The following is a 17,221-nucleotide window of genomic DNA, read 5'->3' as shown; positions in this document are numbered from 1 at the left end:
AGATATGTCTACTCGGTCGATCATCCGTCAGTCGGGTCCTCAACGCCATCGCTACGCCTTTCGGACGATGGCCTTTCGGAGGACCGCTGCCCCTGAGGCCCCGAGGCGGTTGAACCGCGAACGACCAACTCGGGCATGAAGACGAACTCGCTGTGCGGGGCGGGGGTGCCGCCGATCTCCTCCAGCAGGGCGCGCACCGCCGCCTGGCCCATCGCCTGGACGGGCTGGCGGATGGTGGTCAGCGGCGGGTCCGTGAAGGCTATGAGCGGGGAGTCGTCGAACCCGACGACGGAGACGTCCCTCGGGACGTGCAGGCCCTTCTGGCGCGCGGCCCGGATGGCACCCAGTGCCATCATGTCGCTGGCGCAGACGATGGCGGTGCAGCCCCGGTCGATCAGCGCGGTCGCGGCGGCCTGGCCGCCCTCCAGGGTGTACAGCGAGTGCTGGATGAGCTCCTCGCACTGCTCCGGCCCCAGCCCCAGCCGCGCCTGCATGCCGAGCCGGAAGCCCTCGATCTTGCGCAGCACGGGGACGAACCGCTTCGGGCCGACCGCGAGGCCGATCCGGGTGTGCCCGAGCGAGGCGAGGTGGGTGACGGCGAGCTGCATCGCGGCCCGGTCGTCGGGGGAGACGAACGGCGCCTGCACCTTGGGCGAGAAGCCGTTGATGAGGACGTACGGGACGCCTTTGCCGCGGAGCTGGTCGTAGCGCGTCATGTCGGCGGTGGTGTCGGCGTGCAGTCCGGAGACGAAGATGATGCCGGAGACGCCCCGCTCGACGAGCATTTCGGTGAGTTCGTCCTCGGTGGAGCCGCCGGGGGTCTGGGTGGCGAGGACGGGGGTGTAGCCCTGGCGGGTCAGGGCCTGGCCGATGACCTGGGCCAGGGCCGGGAAGATGGGGTTGTCCAGCTCGGGGGTTATCAGCCCGACCAGACCGGCGCTGCGCTGCCGCAGCCGTACGGGGCGCTCGTAGCCGAGCACGTCGAGGGCGGCCAGCACGGACTGGCGGGTGGCGGCGGCCACACCGGGCTTGCCGTTGAGCACGCGGCTGACTGTGGCTTCGCTGACCCCCGCCTGGGCTGCGATGTCGGCTAGCCGCGCGGTCATGTGATGGGACTGTACCGGCCGCACGTCAGCTTGCCCACCAAACGCAGGACTCGGCGGCGAGCAGGACGGTCCGCCCACCCTCGCCTTGCCCCGCCTCGGCCGCCAACTCCCTCGCGGGCGACGGCACTTTGCCCCCGAGTGACGCGATGTCCCGCGACGGGCCGCCGCCGTGGTCCGGTGCGGTCCCGTCGGCGGGCGCGGTGCCGTCGGCGGGCGCCGCGCCGGTCAGGACGGCACCGTCGCCGGCCGGTGCGCCGCCGTCGGCGGATACGGCCCGGCCGGCGGATACGGCACCCGCGCCGGCCGGTGCGCCGCCGTCGCCCGGCACGGCGCCGTCCGCCGGTGCGGTGGTGGCCGGCCGGGCGGGGGGTGCGCCATGGCCGGGGGCGTCGGGCGCCGCCGGGGTGACCGGGCGGGAGGCGGCCGTCCGCGTGCCGGTTTCCGGGGCGACCGCCGACGCCGGGTCCGGCGTGCTCGTCAGGAGGAGCCGGGTGCCGGGGGCGCGCAGGGTGACCGGGCGGTCCGTGAGGTTGACCGTGCAGATCAGGTCGCCCTGCCAGGGGCCGGTGCCCGTGCCCTTCGCGCGGCGGCGGAAGGCCAGGACGCCGTCGGGCGCGGGCAGCCACTCCACCGCGTCGCCCGCGCCGAGCGCCGGGTGCTCGCGGCGCATCGCGAGCGCGCTGCGGTACAGCTCCAGCGTCGAGTCCGGGTCGCCGGTCTGGGCCTCGACCGACAGCCCGGGCCACGACGGCGGCTGCGGGAGCCAGCTCCCGCCCGGACCGAAGCCGTACGACGGGCCGTCCACCGTCCACGGGATCGGCACCCGGCACCCGTCCCGCAGCCCGTCCTGGCCCTCGCCCCGCAGGAAGGCGGGGTCCTGGCGGGCCTCGTCGGGCAGCTCCGTGACCTCGGGGAGCCCCAGCTCCTCGCCCTGGTAGATGTACGCCGAGCCGGGCAGTGCCAGCATCAGCAGCGCCGCCGCCCGCGCCCGCCGCAGCCCGGCGGCGCCCTCCCCGTACCGGGTGGTGTGGCGCACCACGTCGTGGTTGGACAGCACCCAGGTCGTCGGGGCGCCCACCGACGTGGTGGCCCGCAGCGAGTCGTCGATGACCCGCCGCAGCGCGGCGGCGTCCCACGGGCAGTTCAGGAACTGGAAGTTGAACGCCTGGTGCAGCTCGTCGGGGCGTACGTACAGCGCCAGCCGCTCCGCCGACGGCGCCCACGCCTCGGCGACGCCGATGCGCTCGCCCTCGTAGGTGTCGAGGAGGCGCCGCCACGCGCGGTGGATCTCGTGGACGCCGTCCTGGTCGAAGAACGGCAGTTGCTGGGTGCCGATGAGCCGGGCCTGCTCGCCGTGCCCGATGTCGGGCATGCCGGGTGCCTTGACCATGCCGTGCGCGACGTCGATCCGGAACCCGTCGACCCCGAGGTCCAGCCAGAACCGCAGCACCGACTCGAACTCGGCCTTGACCTCCTCGTTCTCCCAGTTCAGGTCCGGCTGCTCGGGGGCGAACAGGTGCAGGTACCACTCGCCGTCCGCCGCCTGGGTCCACGCCGGGCCGCCGAAGACGGACTCCCAGTCGTTGGGCGGCAGGGAGCCGTCCGGTCCCTTGCCGGGGCGGAAGTGGTAGCGCTCGCGCCCGGAGCCGGCGAGCGCCTCGCGGAACCACGGGTGCCGGTCGGAGGTGTGGTTCGGGACGATGTCGACGATCACCCGCAGGCCCAGCTCGTGGGCCGTGCGCACCAGGTCGTCGGCGTCGGCGAGGTCGCCGAAGACGGGGTCGACGGCGCGGTAGTCGGCCACGTCGTATCCGCCGTCGGCCTGCGGCGAGGCGTAGAAGGGGGTCAGCCACACCGCGTCCGCGCCGAGCCGGGCCAGGTGGGGGAGGCGCTCGCGGGCCCCGCGCAGGTCGCCGACGCCGTCGCCGTCGCTGTCCGCGAAGGACCGCACGTACACCTGGTAGATGACGGCCTCCCGCCACCATCCCGGGCGGTCGCTGGAAGAGCTTGCACGGCGCAGGTCCTCCGGCGCCTGGACGGGCGAGGTCAGCTCGTGGGCCATGTGCGGTGTCCCTCTCGGTGGGCCGGGATGGGGGCTACGTACATCTAACGAGGTGAGCGCGGTCATGAAACGGTCCTGCAAGGTCTTACGAAAAGGCTTGCAGCTCCGTCCCGGCCCGCGCAACCCCGCCCCGCCGCCGTGTCAAGCGATGCATCGGCAACTGTAGGGACACGCGGATGTAACGATCAGCCCGCCTTGCAGAAATTTGCCGCAAGCTCTTTCGGCTCGTTTTCATCCCTGTTACGTTCCTGGCAACCCGGCGCGCCGCGAGGGAGCGGTCTGCAGGAGGCACGAGATCCGGTGATGTGATCCGCCTTCGTCTTCCCGGGATCAGTTGAAGGAGTTCACATGCGGCGTGGCATAGCGGCCACCGCGCTGGTCGCGGCCCTCGGCCTGACGACGGCGGCGTGCGGGGGCGACAGCGGCACCCAGGGCGGCAACAACAGCTCGGGCGAGCTGTCCGGCACCGTCACGTTCTGGGACACCTCGAACGAGGCCGAGAAGGCGACCTACCAGGCGCTGGCCGAGGGCTTCACCAAGCTGCACCCCAAGGTGAAGGTCAAGTACGTCAACGTGCCCTTCGGCGAGGCCAACGCCAAGTTCAAGAACGCCGCGGGCGGCAACTCCGGCGCCCCCGACGTGATGCGCACCGAGGTCGCCTGGGTCGCCGACTTCGCCAGCCTCGGCTACCTCGCCCCGCTGGACGGCACCCGCGCCATCGAGAACCAGGGCGACTGGCTGCCGCAGGCCGCCGCGAGCACCAAGTTCAACGACAAGACGTACGCCGTCCCGCAGGTCATCGACACCATGGCGCTCTTCTACAACAAGAAGATGCTCAAGGAGGCCGGCGCCGAGGTCCCCACGAACCTCACGGCGCTGAAGGACGCGTCGGCGAAGGTCAGCAAGAAGTGGCCCGGCAAGACCGGCCTCTACCTCCGCGGCGACGACCCGTACTGGTTCCTGTCCTTCCTGTACGGCGAGGGCGGCGACCTGGTCGACGCCGAGGCCAAGAAGGTCACCATCGACGACGCGTCCGGCGTCAAGGCGTACAAGACCATCAAGGACCTGGTCGACTCGAAGGCGGCGATCACCGACGCCTCCGACGGCTGGAACAACATGCAGAACGCCTTCAAGTCCGGCAAGGTCGCGATGATGCTCAACGGCCCGTGGGCCATCGCCGACTCCCGCGCCGGCGCCGAGTTCAAGGACCCGAAGAACCTGGGCATCGCGCCCGTCCCGGCCGGCAGCGCCGGTCAGGGCTCCCCGCAGGGCGGCTGGAACCTCTCCGTCTACGCCGGCTCCAAGAACCTCGACGCCTCCTACGAGTTCGCCAAGTACATGAGCTCGGCCAAGGTGCAGCAGCAGACCACCGAAAAGCTCAGCCTGCTGCCCACCCGCCTCTCGGTGTACGCGCAGCCGACCGTGTCGGGCAACGAGATGGTCCAGTTCTTCAAGCCCGCCGTCGACAAGGCCGTCGAGCGCCCGTGGATCCCGCAGGGCAACGCCCTCTTCGAGCCGATCCGCCTCCAGATGGCCAACGTCCTGGGCGGCAAGACCACTCCGGAGAAGGCCGCCCAGGAGACGGGCGACGCCTACCGCAAGATGCTCAAGGACTACAAGTAAGCAGTGGGAAGGGCTGACCGACCAATGGCTGTCGAGACCAGCCAGTCGGTGGCGAAGGCCGCGGGCGCGAACAGCGCCCGCGGCCGCGGCCGCCGCACTGACAACACCCCGGGAACCCCGGGCCCGGGCAGGCTCCGCAGGGCGCTGAGCACCCACTGGTACGCCTGGAGCATGGTCGCTCCGGTGGTGACCGTGATCGGCGTGATCATCGGCTACCCGCTGGCGCGCGGCATCTACCTGTCGCTCACCGACGCCAACGAGGCCAACGTCGAGCGCACGATCGGGGTCAACCACATCCCCGCGACGTACGAGTTCGTCGGTCTCGACAACTACAAGGCCGTCCTCACCGACGAGGTCTTCTGGGACCGCCTCGGCTGGACCGTGGTGTGGACGGTCAGTTGTGTCGCCCTCTCCTTCACCCTCGGCCTCGTCCTGGCCAACATGCTCAACCGCAAGATCAAGGGGCGCGGCTTCTACCGCATGGCCCTGATCCTGCCGTGGGCCGTCCCGGCCTTCGTCTCCGTCTTCACCTGGCGACTGCTGTTCAACGAGCGCAGCGGCCTGTTCAACAAGCTCCTCGCCGGCGGCGGCATCGACGCGATCTCCTGGCTCAACGACCCCACGTGGGCCAAGGTCTCCGTCATCGCCGTCAACGTCTGGCTCGGCGTGCCGTTCATGCTCGTCGCCATGCTGGGCGGCCTCCAGTCCATCCCCGGCGAGCTGTACGAGGCCGCCGAGATGGACGGCGCGACCGCCTGGCAGCGGTTCCGCCACATCACCCTGCCCGGGCTGCGGCCCGTCTCCGGCACGGTGATCCTGCTCAGCGCCATCTGGACCTTCAACATGTTCCCGGTGATCTTCCTGCTCACCCGGGGCGGGCCGGGCGACGCCACCGAGATCCTGGTGACGTACGCCTACCGGCTCTCCTTCGTCGTCAGCCCGCGCGACTTCGCCGGATCGGCCGCCTGGGGCGTCCTGATCCTGATCCTCCTGTCGCTCTTCGCGGTGGTCTACCGCCGCGCGCTCCGCAAGCAGGGAGACATGTGGTGAGCACCCACACGCAGACTTCTCCGGCCCGTGAGGCCCGCGAGGCCCGCAAGGTACGGCCCCGGGGCGAGCGTTCGCCGCTCGCGTCCGTGGGGCTGCACCTGACGCTCCTCGTCGCCACGCTCGTCGCGGTGTTCCCGCCGCTGTGGCTGGTGATCACCTCGTTCAAGCCGAAGACCGACGCCTTCGACACCTCGGTCGTCAAGAACTTCACCTTCGGCAACTACAGCCACGTCCTCGCCGACACCCAGTTCCTGGCGTGGCTCGGCAACTCACTGATCGTCGTCGGCATCACCACCGTCATCGGCGTCTTCATCTCCGCCACCACCGGTTACGCCGTCAGCCGCTTCCGCTTCCCGGGCCTGCGGCCCCTGATGTGGCTGCTGCTGATCACCCAGATGTTCCCGGTCGCCGTGCTGATCGTGCCGCTGTACAACCTGCTGGCCTCGCTCGGCATGCTGAACCAGCCGGTCGGCCTGGTCATCACGTACCTCACGGTCGCCGTGCCGTTCTGCGCCTGGATGATGAAGGGCTACTTCGACGGCATCCCGGCCGAGATCGACGAGGCGGGACGGGTGGACGGCCTGACCCCGTTCGGCACGTTCTGGCGGCTGATCATGCCGCTCGCCAAGCCGGGCCTGGCCGTCACCGCCTTCTACACGTTCATCACCGGCTGGGGCGAGGTCGCCTACGCCTCCGCGTTCATGACCGGCGAGGAGAACCTCACCCTCGCGGGCGGCCTCCAGACCTTCGTCAACCAGTACACGGCCGACTGGGGTTCGCTGACCGCCGCGGCCGTGCTGATCGCGGCGCCCGCAGCCGTCGTCTTCGGCCTCGTCCAGCGCCACCTGGTCTCCGGCCTGACGGCCGGCGCCACCAAGTCCTGATCCTTCCGGATCCCGCATCCCGGTCTGCGGCGACCGGTCCGGGCCTGTCACCGGGCCGGTCGCCGCTCCCATCCTTCTGATTCCCAGGGAAGACATGACCCAGCACCTCGCTGCCCCCGCCCCCTCCGCAACCGGCACCACCGGCACGCACACGGGCTGGTGGAGAGACGCGGTGATCTACCAGGTCTATCCGCGCAGCTTCGCCGACGGCAACGGCGACGGCATGGGCGACCTGGAAGGCATCCGCAGCCGGCTGCCGTACCTGAAGAACCTGGGCGTCGACGCCGTCTGGCTCAGCCCCTTCTACGCCTCGCCGCAGGCCGACGCCGGGTACGACGTCGCCGACTACCGTGCCATCGACCCCATGTTCGGCAGCCTCCTCGACGCCGACGCGCTGATCCGCGAGGCCCACGAGCTGGGCCTGCGCATCATCGTCGACCTGGTGCCCAACCACTCGTCGGACCAGCACGAGTGGTTCCAGCGCGCGCTGCGCGAGGGCCCCGGATCGCCGCTGCGCGAGCGCTACCACTTCCGACCCGGCAAGGGGCCGGACGGTTCGCTGCCCCCCAACGACTGGGAGTCCATCTTCGGCGGCCCGGCGTGGACGCGGGTCGAGGACGGCGAGTGGTACCTGCACCTGTTCGCCCCCGAGCAGCCCGACTTCAACTGGGAACACCCCGCCGTCCGCGACGAGTTCCGCTCCATCCTGCGCTTCTGGCTCGACATGGGCGTCGACGGCTTCCGCGTCGACGTCGCCCACGGCCTGGTCAAGGCGGAGGGGCTGCCCGACATCGGCTCCCACGACCAGCTCAAGCTGCTCGGAAACGATGTCATGCCCTTCTTCGACCAGGACGGCGTCCACGAGATCTACCGGAGCTGGCGCCAGGTCCTGGAGGAGTACGACGGGGAGCGCGTCCTCGTCGCCGAGGCCTGGACCCCCACCGTCGAGCGCACCGCCAACTACGTCCGCCCCGACGAGATGCACCAGGCGTTCAACTTCCAGTACCTGGGCACCTACTGGGACGCCACGGAGCTGCGCGAGGTCATCGACGCCTCCCTCGCCGCGATGCGTCCCGTCGGCGCCCCCACCACCTGGGTGCTGTCCAACCACGACGTCACACGGCACGCCACCCGGTTCGCCAACCCGCCCGGTCTCGGCACCCAGCTCCGCACGCCCGGCGACCGGGAGCTGGGGCTGCGCCGGGCGCGGGCGGCCACGCTGCTGATGCTGGCGCTGCCCGGCTCCGCGTACGTCTACCAGGGCGAGGAGCTCGGCCTGCCGGACGTCACGGACCTGCCCGACGAGGTGCGCCAGGACCCGTCGTTCTTCCGGGCGACCGGCCAGGACGGCTTCCGCGACGGTTGCCGGGTGCCGATCCCGTGGACGGTGGAGGGCTCCTCGTACGGGTTCGGCAGCGGCGGTAGCTGGCTGCCCCAGCCGGCCGCCTGGGGGCCCTTGAGCGTCGAGGCCCAGACCGGTGACCCGGGCTCCACCCTGGAGCTGTACCGCAGCGCGCTGGCCGTGCGCCGCGAGCAGCAGGGGCTGGGCGCGGGCGACGCGGTGGAGTGGCTGGACGCGCCCGAGGGCGTACTGGCGTTCCGGCGCGGCGCCTTCGTGTGCCACGCCAACACCACGGGGCGGCCGGTGCGGATAGCGGTGCCCGGCCGGATGCTGCTCGCCAGCGAGCAGGTGCGCACCAGCGTGGACGGCACGGCCGAGTTGCCCGCCGACACCACTGTCTGGTGGGCGGTGTGACGATCCTGACGCCGCGCGGCGACGCGCGGGCCGGCGAGCCGCGGGGCGACGGAGGAGGGGGCGCCCCGCGGCTCGCGGACATCGCGGCGCAGGCCGGGGTCAGCGAGGCCACGGTCAGCCGGGTCCTCAACGGCAAGGCCGGCGTCGCCGGGCCCACCAGGACCCGGGTGCTGGCCGCGCTCGACGTGCTGGGCTACGAGCGGCCCGTACGGCTCAAGCGGCGCAGCGCCGGCCTGGTGGGCCTGGTCATCCCCGAGCTCACCAACCCCATCTTCCCGGCGTTCGCCCAGGTCATCGAGCAGGTGCTGGCCGGGCACGGCTACACGCCCGTGCTGTGCACCCAGATGCCGGGGGGCGCCACCGAGGACGAGCTGGTCGAGCAGTTGGAGGAGCGCGGCGTCACCGGGATCGTGTTCCTGTCCGGGCTGCACGCCGACACCAGCGCCGACCCGTCCCGGTACGTCAAACTCGCCGGCCGGGGCGTGCCGTTCGTCCTCATCAACGGCTTCAACGAGCACATCGACGCCCACTTCGTCTCGCCCGACGACCGCTCGGCCGCCCGGATGGCCGTGCGGCACCTCGTCGAGCTGGGCCACGAGCGGATCGGGCTGGCCATCGGCCCCACCCGGTACGTCCCGTCGCGGCGGAAGGCCGAGGGCTTCACGGCGGCGCTGCGCGGCCTGCTGGGGCTGAGCGCCGAGCAGGCCGAAGTGCGCGTCCAGCAGACCCTGTTCGGGGTCGAGGGCGGGCACGCGGCCGCCGGGACGCTGCTGGACCAGGGCTGTACGGGGATCGTGTGCGCCAGCGACCTGATGGCGCTCGGCGCCATACGGGCGGTGCGCGGGCGGGGCCTGGAGGTGCCGCGGGACGTGTCGGTGGTCGGCTTCGACGACTCGCCGCTGATCGCGTTCACGGACCCGCCGCTGACCACGGTGCGCCAGCCGGTGCAGGCGATGGCGACGGCGGCGGTGGACGCGCTGCTGGAGGAGATCGACGGCAACCCGGTGCAGCGGACGGAGTTCGTCTTCCAGCCGGAACTGGTGGTACGGGGTTCCACCGCCCAGCGCAGGTAGCGGCGGGTGAGGGGGCCCGGGGCCTGCCCGTGATCGGGCGCGGCGGGGTCTTCATCGGCCCCGGGCCTCCCGGCTGGTGACGACGGTCGGCCGCCTTCGGGTGACCGGCCCGGCCGGCCGGGCGCGTGGAGCCCCGGGGTATGGGGACCCTCGGCCGACCGGACCGGAGTCGTCGTTGAACGTAGCACCACTGCAAGGCCTTGCGAAAGGACTTGCAGCCATGGACCCGGTGGATTTCCGTCACGTGAACCGCATGTGTCCAAAGGGTTGACCCGGTCCCTGGGGGCTCGTACGGTCACGACCGAAAACTGTTGCTGCTGTCTTGCAGCAAGAAGCTTCACCAGGGCCTTGCGGGCATGGCGCGTTGCCGTACGAGGCTGCACCGTCGCATTCCGCACCTCCCATTCCCCAGGAGGAACCATGGCCAGAAAGACCGTGGCCGCTGCACTCGCCCTCGTGGCGGGAGCCGCTGTGGCCGTCACGGCGCCCCCCACCCCCGCCGGGGCCGCACCGCCCGGCGACAAGGACGTCACCGCCGTGATGTTCGAGTGGACCTTCGCCTCGGTGGCCAAGGCCTGCACCGGCACCCTCGGCCCGGCCGGGTACGGCTACGTCCAGGTCTCCCCGCCCCAGGAGCACATCCAGGGCGCCCAGTGGTGGACCTCGTACCAGCCCGTCAGCTACAGGATCGCCGGCCGTCTCGGTGACCGGGCCGCGTTCAAGAGCATGGTCGACACCTGCCACGGCGCCGGCGTCAAGGTCGTCGTCGACACCGTCATCAATCACATGGCGGCGGGCAACGGCACCGGCACCGGCGGCTCGTCGTACACCAAGTACGGCTACCCCGGCCTGTACTCCGCGCCCGACATGGACGACTGCACCGCCCAGATCACCAACTACCAGGACCGGGGCAACGTCCAGAACTGCGAGCTCGTCGGACTCGCCGACCTCGACACCGGCGAGGAGTACGTCCGCACCAAGATCGCCGGCTATATGAACGACCTGCTGACGCTCGGCGTCGACGGCTTCCGCGTCGACGCCGCCAAGCACATGCCGGCCGCCGACCTGGCCGCCATCAAGGCCAAGCTCACCAACCCGGGCGTCTACTGGAAGCAGGAGGCGATATACGGCGCCGGTGAGGCCGTCTCGCCCAGCGAGTACCTCGGCAACGGCGACGTCCAGGAGTTCCGCTACGCCCGCGACCTCAAGCGCGTCTTCCTGAGCGAGAACCTCGCCTACCTGAAGAACTTCGGCGAGGCCTGGGGCCACATGGAGTCCGGCAAGTCCGGCGTCTTCGTCGACAACCACGACACCGAGCGCGGCGGCGACACGCTGAACTACAAGAACGGCTCCGCCTACACGCTCGCCAACGTCTTCATGCTGGCCTGGCCGTACGGCTCCCCGGACGTCCACTCCGGTTACGAGTGGACCGACAAGGACGCCGGACCGCCCAATGGCGGGACCGTCAACGCCTGCTACAGCGACGGCTGGAAGTGCCAGCACGCCTGGCGCGAGATCGCCTCCATGGTCGCCTTCCGGAACGTGGCCCGCGGTCAGGGTGTCACGAACTGGTGGGACAACGGCGGCGACGCCATCGCCTTCGGGCGCGGCACCAAGGCGTACGTGGCCATCAACCACGAGACGTCCGCCCTCACCCGGACGTTCCAGACGTCGCTGCCCGCCGGTGACTACTGCGACGTCCAGAACAACCGGCCCGTCACGGTCAACGGCTCCGGACAGTTCACCGCCACCCTCGGCGCGGGCACGGCCGTCGCCCTGCACACCGGGGCGCGGACCTGCACCGGCACGACGACACCCGTCACCACGGGCGCGTCCTTCGCCGTCAACGCCACCACCGTGTACGGCGAGAACATCTACGTCACCGGCAACCAGTCCGCCCTCGGCAACTGGAACCCCGCGGCCGCGCCCAAGCTGGACCCGGCCACGTACCCCGTCTGGAAGCTCGACGTGACGCTCCCCGCCGGAACGGCCTTCGAGTACAAGTACCTCCGCAAGGACGCCGCCGGGAACGTCACCTGGGAGTCCGGCGCCAACCGCACCGCCACGGTCCCGGCCTCCGGGAAGGTCGCCCTGAACGACACCTGGCGCACCTGACACCCGCGCAGGGAACGGCCCCGGTGCGCTGCGGCGCGCAGCGCACCGGGGTGCGCACCCTCGCGGCGCGGAGCTGCCGCATAGCGGGGGCACGGGGGCGCAGCCCCCGCACTGCCCCCAACCCCCACAGCCCCCGCAGGGTTCAGGGAAGGGGTGGGGTGGGGGCCTCAACTCGTTAAGGAGAACCCTTGTTCCAGATCAGACGGCGACGGCGAACCGCCGTCACCGCTCTCGTCACCGCCCTCGGCGCGGGCCTCATGCCCGCCCTGCCGGCGACCGCCGCGCCCAAGCCCCCGGCCCCGCCGTCCGACAAGGCGCTCGCGGCCGCGCCCGCCCGCCACGACCTGACCCGCGAGCAGTTCTACTTCGTGCTGCCCGACCGGTTCGCCAACGGCGACCCGAAGAACGACCGCGGCGGGCTGACCGGCTCCCGGCTGGAAACCGGCTACGACCCCACCGACAAGGGGTTCTACCAGGGCGGCGACCTCAAGGGGCTGACCGAGAAGCTCGACTACATCAAGGGGCTGGGCACCACCGCCATCTGGATGGCGCCCATCTTCAAGAACCAGCCCGTCCAGGGCGAGGGCAAGGACGCCTCGGCCGCGTACCACGGCTACTGGATCACCGACTTCACCCAGGTCGACCCCCACTTCGGCACCAACGCCGACCTGGAGCGGCTCATCGACAAGGCCCACGCCAAGGGCATGAAGGTCTTCTTCGACGTCATCACCAACCACACCGCCGACGTCGTCGACTACGAGGAGAAGTCTTACGGCTACCTCTCCAAGGGCGCCTTCCCGTACCTGACCAAGGACGGCGTCCCCTTCGACGACGCCGACTACGCCGACGGCAACAAGCCGTTCCCGAAGACCGACCGCGACTCCTTCCCGCGCACGCCGGTCGTCCCCGAAGCCAAGCGGAACATCAAGGTCCCCGCCTGGCTCAACGACCCGGCCATGTACCACAACCGGGGCGATTCCACCTTCGCCGGGGAGTCGTCCACGCACGGCGACTTCGCGGGCCTGGACGACCTGTGGACCGAGCGCCCCGAGGTCGTCGAGGGCATGGAGAGGATCTACCAGCGCTGGGTTCGCGACTTCGACATCGACGGCTTCCGCATCGACACGGTCAAGCACGTCAACACCGAGTTCTGGACCCAGTGGGCCACCGCCCTCGACGCGTACGCCGCCAAGCGGGGCCGCGACGACTTCTTCATGTTCGGCGAGGTGTACTCCTCCGACCCGGCCGTCACCGCCCCCTACGTCACCCGGGGCCGCCTCGACGCCACCCTCGACTTCCCCTTCCAGGACGCCGCCCGCCGGTACGCCTCGCAGGGCGGCCCCGCCGCCAGGCTCTCCGAGCTGTTCGCGCAGGACTACCGCTACACCACCGACAAGGCCAACGCCTACGAGTCGGTGTCCTTCCTCGGCAACCACGACATGGGCCGCTTCGGCACCTTCCTGAAGCAGGACAACACCGCGGCCGGTGACGAGGAACTCCTGGACCGCTACCGGCTCGCCAACGAGCTGATGTTCCTCACCCGGGGCAACCCCGTCGTCTACTACGGCGACGAGCAGGGCTTCACCGGCGCCGGCGGCGACAAGGACGCCCGCCAGACCCTGTTCGCCTCGAAGACCGCCGACTACCTCGACGACGACCAGCTCGGCACCGACCGCACGCACGCCACCGACGCGTACGACACCGGCCACCCCCTCTACCGCTCCATCGCCGCCCTCTCCCGGCTCACCAAGGCCCACCCGGCCCTCCGCGACGGCGTCCAGACCGAGCGCCACGCCGACACCGGCCAGGGCGTGTACGCCCTCTCCCGCTTCTCCGGTACGGACGCGAAGAAGCGCACCGAGTACGTCGTCGCCGTCAACAACGCCACAGCCCCGAAGACCGTGGAGCTCGCCACCGACTCCCCGGACACGGCCTTCCGGTACCTGTACGGCGGCACGGGCGCCGTCACGAGCAGCGGCGACAAGCTCGAGCTGACCGTTCCCGCCCTCTCCACCGTCGTCCTCAAGGCCGCGGGGCCCGTCCCGGCCCCGGCGACCGCGCCCACCATCGATCTGAAGGCTCCGGCTGCCGGCGCCACCGGCACCGTCGAGGTCAGCGCCGACGTCGACGGCGGCGGCCTGAACCGGGTCGTCTTCGCCGCCCAGACCGGCAACGGGAAGTGGCAGACCCTCGGCTCGGCCGACCACGCCCCCTACAAGGTCACCCACACCGTCACCGCCCCCGCGGGCACCGCCCTGCGCTACAAGGCCGTCGTTGTCGACAGCACCGGCCGCACCGCGAGCGCCCTCGCCACCACCACCGCCGGACAGGCGTCGAAGCCCGGCAAGCCCAGCGCCGTCGACCGTGACTACGCCGTCGTCCACTACCGGCGCCCCGCCGGCGACTACGACGGCTGGCAGCTCAGGTCCGGCTCCACCACCGCCGCGTTCACCGGCCGTGACGCGTACGGCGCCTTCGCCTGGGTCAAGGTCGAGGACGGCGCGACGTCCGTCCCGTACACCGTCGAGAAGAACGGCACCACCGACGGGCCGCAGCGCACCCTCGACCTCTCCGCCACCGGCGAGGTCTGGACCACCCAGGGCTCCGACGCCCAGCAGAACAAGGCACCCGACGGCGCCTACCCGCCGCAGGACCCGGGCAAGGCCGTCATCCACTACCACCGCCCCGACGGCGACTACGACGGGTGGGGCCTGCACACCTGGACCGGCGCCGCCACCCCCACCGACTGGTCCAAGCCGCTTCAGCCGACCCGCGAGGACGTCTTCGGGCTCACCTTCGAGGTACCGCTCGCCGCGGGGGCCACGTCCCTGTCCTACATCGTCCACAAGGGCGACCAGAAGGACATCCCCGCCGACCGGTCCCTCGACTTCGGCACGTACGGCAAGGAGGTCTGGCTCCTCACCGGCGACACCGGCTACCTGCTGCCCACCACGGGCGCCGCGCCCGCCCTCGACCTCACCAAGGCCGAGGCCCAGTGGATCGACGCCGGCACCGTCGTCTGGAAGGTGAAGGCCACCCCCGGCACCAGCCAGCAGCTCGTGTACGACCGGGACGGCTCCATCACCGCCCCCGGCGGCGCCCTCTCCGACGAGGGCCGCTGGCTGCGGCTGCGCCCCTCGGGCCTCACCGACGCCCAGAAGGCGAAGTACCCGCACCTGAAGGACTACCCGGCCTTCACCCTCGACCCGCGCGACCGCGACCGCGTGCGCGGCGCCCTGCGCGGCCAGGTCATCGCCACCCACCGCGCCGCCAACGGCGCCCTGCTCGCCGCGACCGGCGTCCAGATCCCGGGCGTCCTCGACGACCTGTACGGCACCAAGGCGCAAGCCAAGGCGCTCGGCCCGGTCTTCCGCAACGGCACGCCGGCCCTGTCGGTCTGGGCGCCCACCGCACAGAGCGTCGCCCTCGAACTCGACGGCAGGCGCGTGGCGATGAAGCGCGACGAGGCCACCGGCATCTGGTCGGTCACGGGCAACAAGAGCTGGCGGAACAAGCCGTACCGGTACGAGGTGAAGGTCTGGGCGCCCAGCGTCCAGAAGGTCGTCACCAACAAGGTCACCGACCCCTACTCCAACGCCCTGACCGCCGACTCCGCCCGCAGCCTGGTCACCGACCTCACCGACCCGAAGCTCGCCCCGGCGGGCTGGACGACGCTGAAGAAGCCCGCCGCGACGCCGCTGCGCGACGCCCAGATCCAGGAGCTGCACGTCCGTGACTTCTCGATCGCGGACCGCACCTCCAAGCACCCCGGCGGCTACCTCGCCTTCACCGACTCCACGTCGGACGGCATGAAGCACCTGAAGAAGCTCGCCGGCAGCGGCACCTCGTACGTGCACCTGCTGCCCGTCTTCGACATCGGCACCATCCCCGAGAAGAAGTCCGACCAGGCCACCCCCGCCTGTGATCTGAAGGCGTACGCCCCCGACTCCGACGAGCAGCAGGCGTGCGTGTCCAAGGCCGCCGCCAAGGACGCCTTCAACTGGGGCTACGACCCGCTGCACTACACCGTCCCCGAGGGCTCCTACGCCTCCGACCCGGACGGCACCCGCCGCACGGTCGAGTTCCGGCAGATGGTGCAGGGCCTGAACAAGGCCGGGCTGCGCACGGTCATGGACGTGGTCTACAACCACACCGTGGCGAGCGGGCAGTCGGACAAGTCCGTCCTGGACCGGATCGTGCCCGGCTACTACCAGCGCCTGCTGCCCGACGGCACCGTCGCCACCTCCACCTGCTGCGCCAACACCGCGCCCGAGAACACGATGATGGGCAAGCTCGTCGTCGACTCGGTCGTCACCTGGGCGAGGGAGTACAAGGTCGACGGCTTCCGCTTCGACCTCATGGGCCACCACCCCAAGGCCAACATGCTCGCGGTCAGGAAGGCCCTGGACGAGCTCACGGTCGAGAAGGACGGGGTCGACGGCAAGAAGATCATCCTGTATGGGGAGGGCTGGAACTTCGGCGAGATCGCCGACGACGCCCGCTTCGTCCAGGCCACCCAGAAGAACATGGCCGGCACCGGCATCGCGACCTTCTCCGACCGGGCACGTGACGCCGTACGCGGCGGCGGCCCGTTCGACGCCGACCCCGGCGTCCAGGGCTTCGCCTCCGGCCTGTTCACCGACCCGAACACCTCGAAGGCGAACGGCACCCCGGCCGAGCAGAAGGCCCGCCTCCTGCACTACCAGGACCTGATCAAGGTCGGCCTGTCCGGCAACCTCGCCTCCTACACCTTCACCGACACCTCGGGACGGAAGGTCAAGGGCTCCGAGGTCGACTACAACGGCGCCCCCGCCGGCTACGCCGCCGCCCCCGGCGACGCCCTCGCCTACGCGGACGCCCACGACAACGAGACCCTCTACGACGCGCTCGCCTTCAAGCTCCCGGCGGCCACGTCCCCCGGTGACCGGGCCAGGATGCAGGTCCTCGCCATGGCGACCGCCGCGCTCTCCCAGGGCCCGGCGCTCTCCCAGGCGGGCAGCGACCTGCTCCGCTCCAAGTCGCTGGACCGCAACTCGTACGACAGCGGCGACTGGTTCAACGTCCTCAACTGGGACTGCCGGGCCGGCAACGGCTTCGGGCGCGGCCTGCCGCCGGCGGCCGACAACAAGGACAAGTGGGCGTTCGGCAAGCCGCTGCTCGCGTCCCCGTCCCTGACGGTCGGCTGCCCGCAGATCACCGGCGCCTCCGCCGCCTACCAGGACCTGCTGAAGCTGCGTACGACGGAGAAGGCCTTCAGCCTCTCCACTGCCGACGAGGTCCAGGCCGCGCTGTCCTTCCCGCTCTCCGGCAAGGACGAGACCCCCGGCGTGATCACCATGCGCCTCGGTGACCTGGTCGTGGTCTTCAACGCCACGCCCAAGGAGCAGGCCCAGACCGTCGCCGCCCTGGCCGGCACGGCCCACGCCCTCCACCCGGTGCAGGCGAACGGCTCCGACGCCACGGTCAAGGCCTCCTCCTACAAGGCGGCCACCGGTACCTTCACGGTCCCGGCCCGCACGGTGGCGGTGTTCACCCAGCGGTAGCGGACGAGG

Annotated in this window: 8 protein-coding genes and 1 pseudogene; 7 read left to right on the top strand and 2 right to left on the bottom strand. The window is 71.1% G+C overall.

The annotated features are described in order from the left end of the window. Window positions 1–20: 20 nt before the first annotated feature. Both AB0J57_RS18435 and AB0J57_RS18430 read right to left on the bottom strand, forming a co-directional pair. Entirely contained in the window at window positions 21–1,106 is a 1,086-nt protein-coding gene (locus tag AB0J57_RS18435; RefSeq protein ID WP_366129251.1) for a LacI family DNA-binding transcriptional regulator, read from the bottom strand. A 457-nt stretch (window positions 1,107–1,563) separates the two neighbouring features. Beyond that, window positions 1,564–3,168: pseudogene (locus AB0J57_RS18430) on the bottom strand (glycoside hydrolase family 13 protein); the annotation flags it as partial. A 348-nt stretch (window positions 3,169–3,516) separates the two neighbouring features. Between AB0J57_RS18430 and AB0J57_RS18425 the strand changes: the two are divergent. The 7 genes from AB0J57_RS18425 (at window position 3,517) to pulA (ending at window position 17,212) form a co-directional block, all read left to right on the top strand. Further along, complete coding sequence (locus AB0J57_RS18425) at window positions 3,517–4,791, top strand: extracellular solute-binding protein (protein WP_366129250.1); 1,275 nt, start codon at window positions 3,517–3,519, stop codon at window positions 4,789–4,791. A 24-nt stretch (window positions 4,792–4,815) separates the two neighbouring features. After that, window positions 4,816–5,841 (top strand): sugar ABC transporter permease, encoded by a 1,026-nt coding sequence (locus AB0J57_RS18420; RefSeq protein WP_366129249.1) that lies wholly within the window; start codon window positions 4,816–4,818, stop codon window positions 5,839–5,841. Beyond that, on the top strand, window positions 5,835–6,725 hold the full coding sequence (locus AB0J57_RS18415) for a carbohydrate ABC transporter permease (protein ID WP_366129248.1): 891 nt from the start codon (window positions 5,835–5,837) through the stop codon (window positions 6,723–6,725). The genes AB0J57_RS18420 and AB0J57_RS18415 overlap by 7 nt, the downstream gene beginning before the upstream one ends. 94 nt (window positions 6,726–6,819) lie before the next feature. Next, complete coding sequence (locus AB0J57_RS18410) at window positions 6,820–8,481, top strand: glycoside hydrolase family 13 protein (RefSeq protein ID WP_366129247.1); 1,662 nt, start codon at window positions 6,820–6,822, stop codon at window positions 8,479–8,481. A 5-nt stretch (window positions 8,482–8,486) separates the two neighbouring features. Next, complete coding sequence (locus tag AB0J57_RS18405; protein ID WP_366129586.1) at window positions 8,487–9,554, top strand: LacI family DNA-binding transcriptional regulator; 1,068 nt, start codon at window positions 8,487–8,489, stop codon at window positions 9,552–9,554. 420 nt (window positions 9,555–9,974) lie between these two features. Continuing rightward, window positions 9,975–11,669 carry a carbohydrate-binding module family 20 domain-containing protein gene (locus AB0J57_RS18400; protein WP_366129246.1) on the top strand — a complete coding sequence of 565 codons (1,695 nt, stop codon included), beginning with the start codon at window positions 9,975–9,977 and terminating at the stop codon, window positions 11,667–11,669. A 257-nt stretch (window positions 11,670–11,926) separates the two neighbouring features. After that, complete coding sequence (gene pulA / locus AB0J57_RS18395; RefSeq protein ID WP_366129585.1) at window positions 11,927–17,212, top strand: pullulanase-type alpha-1,6-glucosidase; 5,286 nt, start codon at window positions 11,927–11,929, stop codon at window positions 17,210–17,212. The last annotated feature ends 9 nt before the right edge of the window (window positions 17,213–17,221 follow it).

Origin of the sequence: Streptomyces sp. NPDC049837 (genome assembly GCF_040674455.1) — a bacterium.
Classification (GTDB): domain Bacteria; phylum Actinomycetota; class Actinomycetes; order Streptomycetales; family Streptomycetaceae; genus Streptomyces.
The sequence above is the reverse complement of the archived record's forward strand: the minus strand, read 5'-3'. Positions and strand labels throughout refer to the sequence as shown.

Coding starts and splice junctions, on each gene's coding strand:
- AB0J57_RS18420 (WP_366129249.1), top strand. CDS start 4,816: ATGGCTGTCGAGACCAGCCAGTCGGTGGCGAAGGCCGCGGGCGCGAAC.
- pulA (WP_366129585.1), top strand. CDS start 11,927: ATGCCCGCCCTGCCGGCGACCGCCGCGCCCAAGCCCCCGGCCCCGCCG.
- AB0J57_RS18425 (WP_366129250.1), top strand. CDS start 3,517: ATGCGGCGTGGCATAGCGGCCACCGCGCTGGTCGCGGCCCTCGGCCTG.
- AB0J57_RS18400 (WP_366129246.1), top strand. CDS start 9,975: ATGGCCAGAAAGACCGTGGCCGCTGCACTCGCCCTCGTGGCGGGAGCC.
- AB0J57_RS18410 (WP_366129247.1), top strand. CDS start 6,820: ATGACCCAGCACCTCGCTGCCCCCGCCCCCTCCGCAACCGGCACCACC.
- AB0J57_RS18435 (WP_366129251.1), bottom strand. CDS start 1,106: ATGACCGCGCGGCTAGCCGACATCGCAGCCCAGGCGGGGGTCAGCGAA.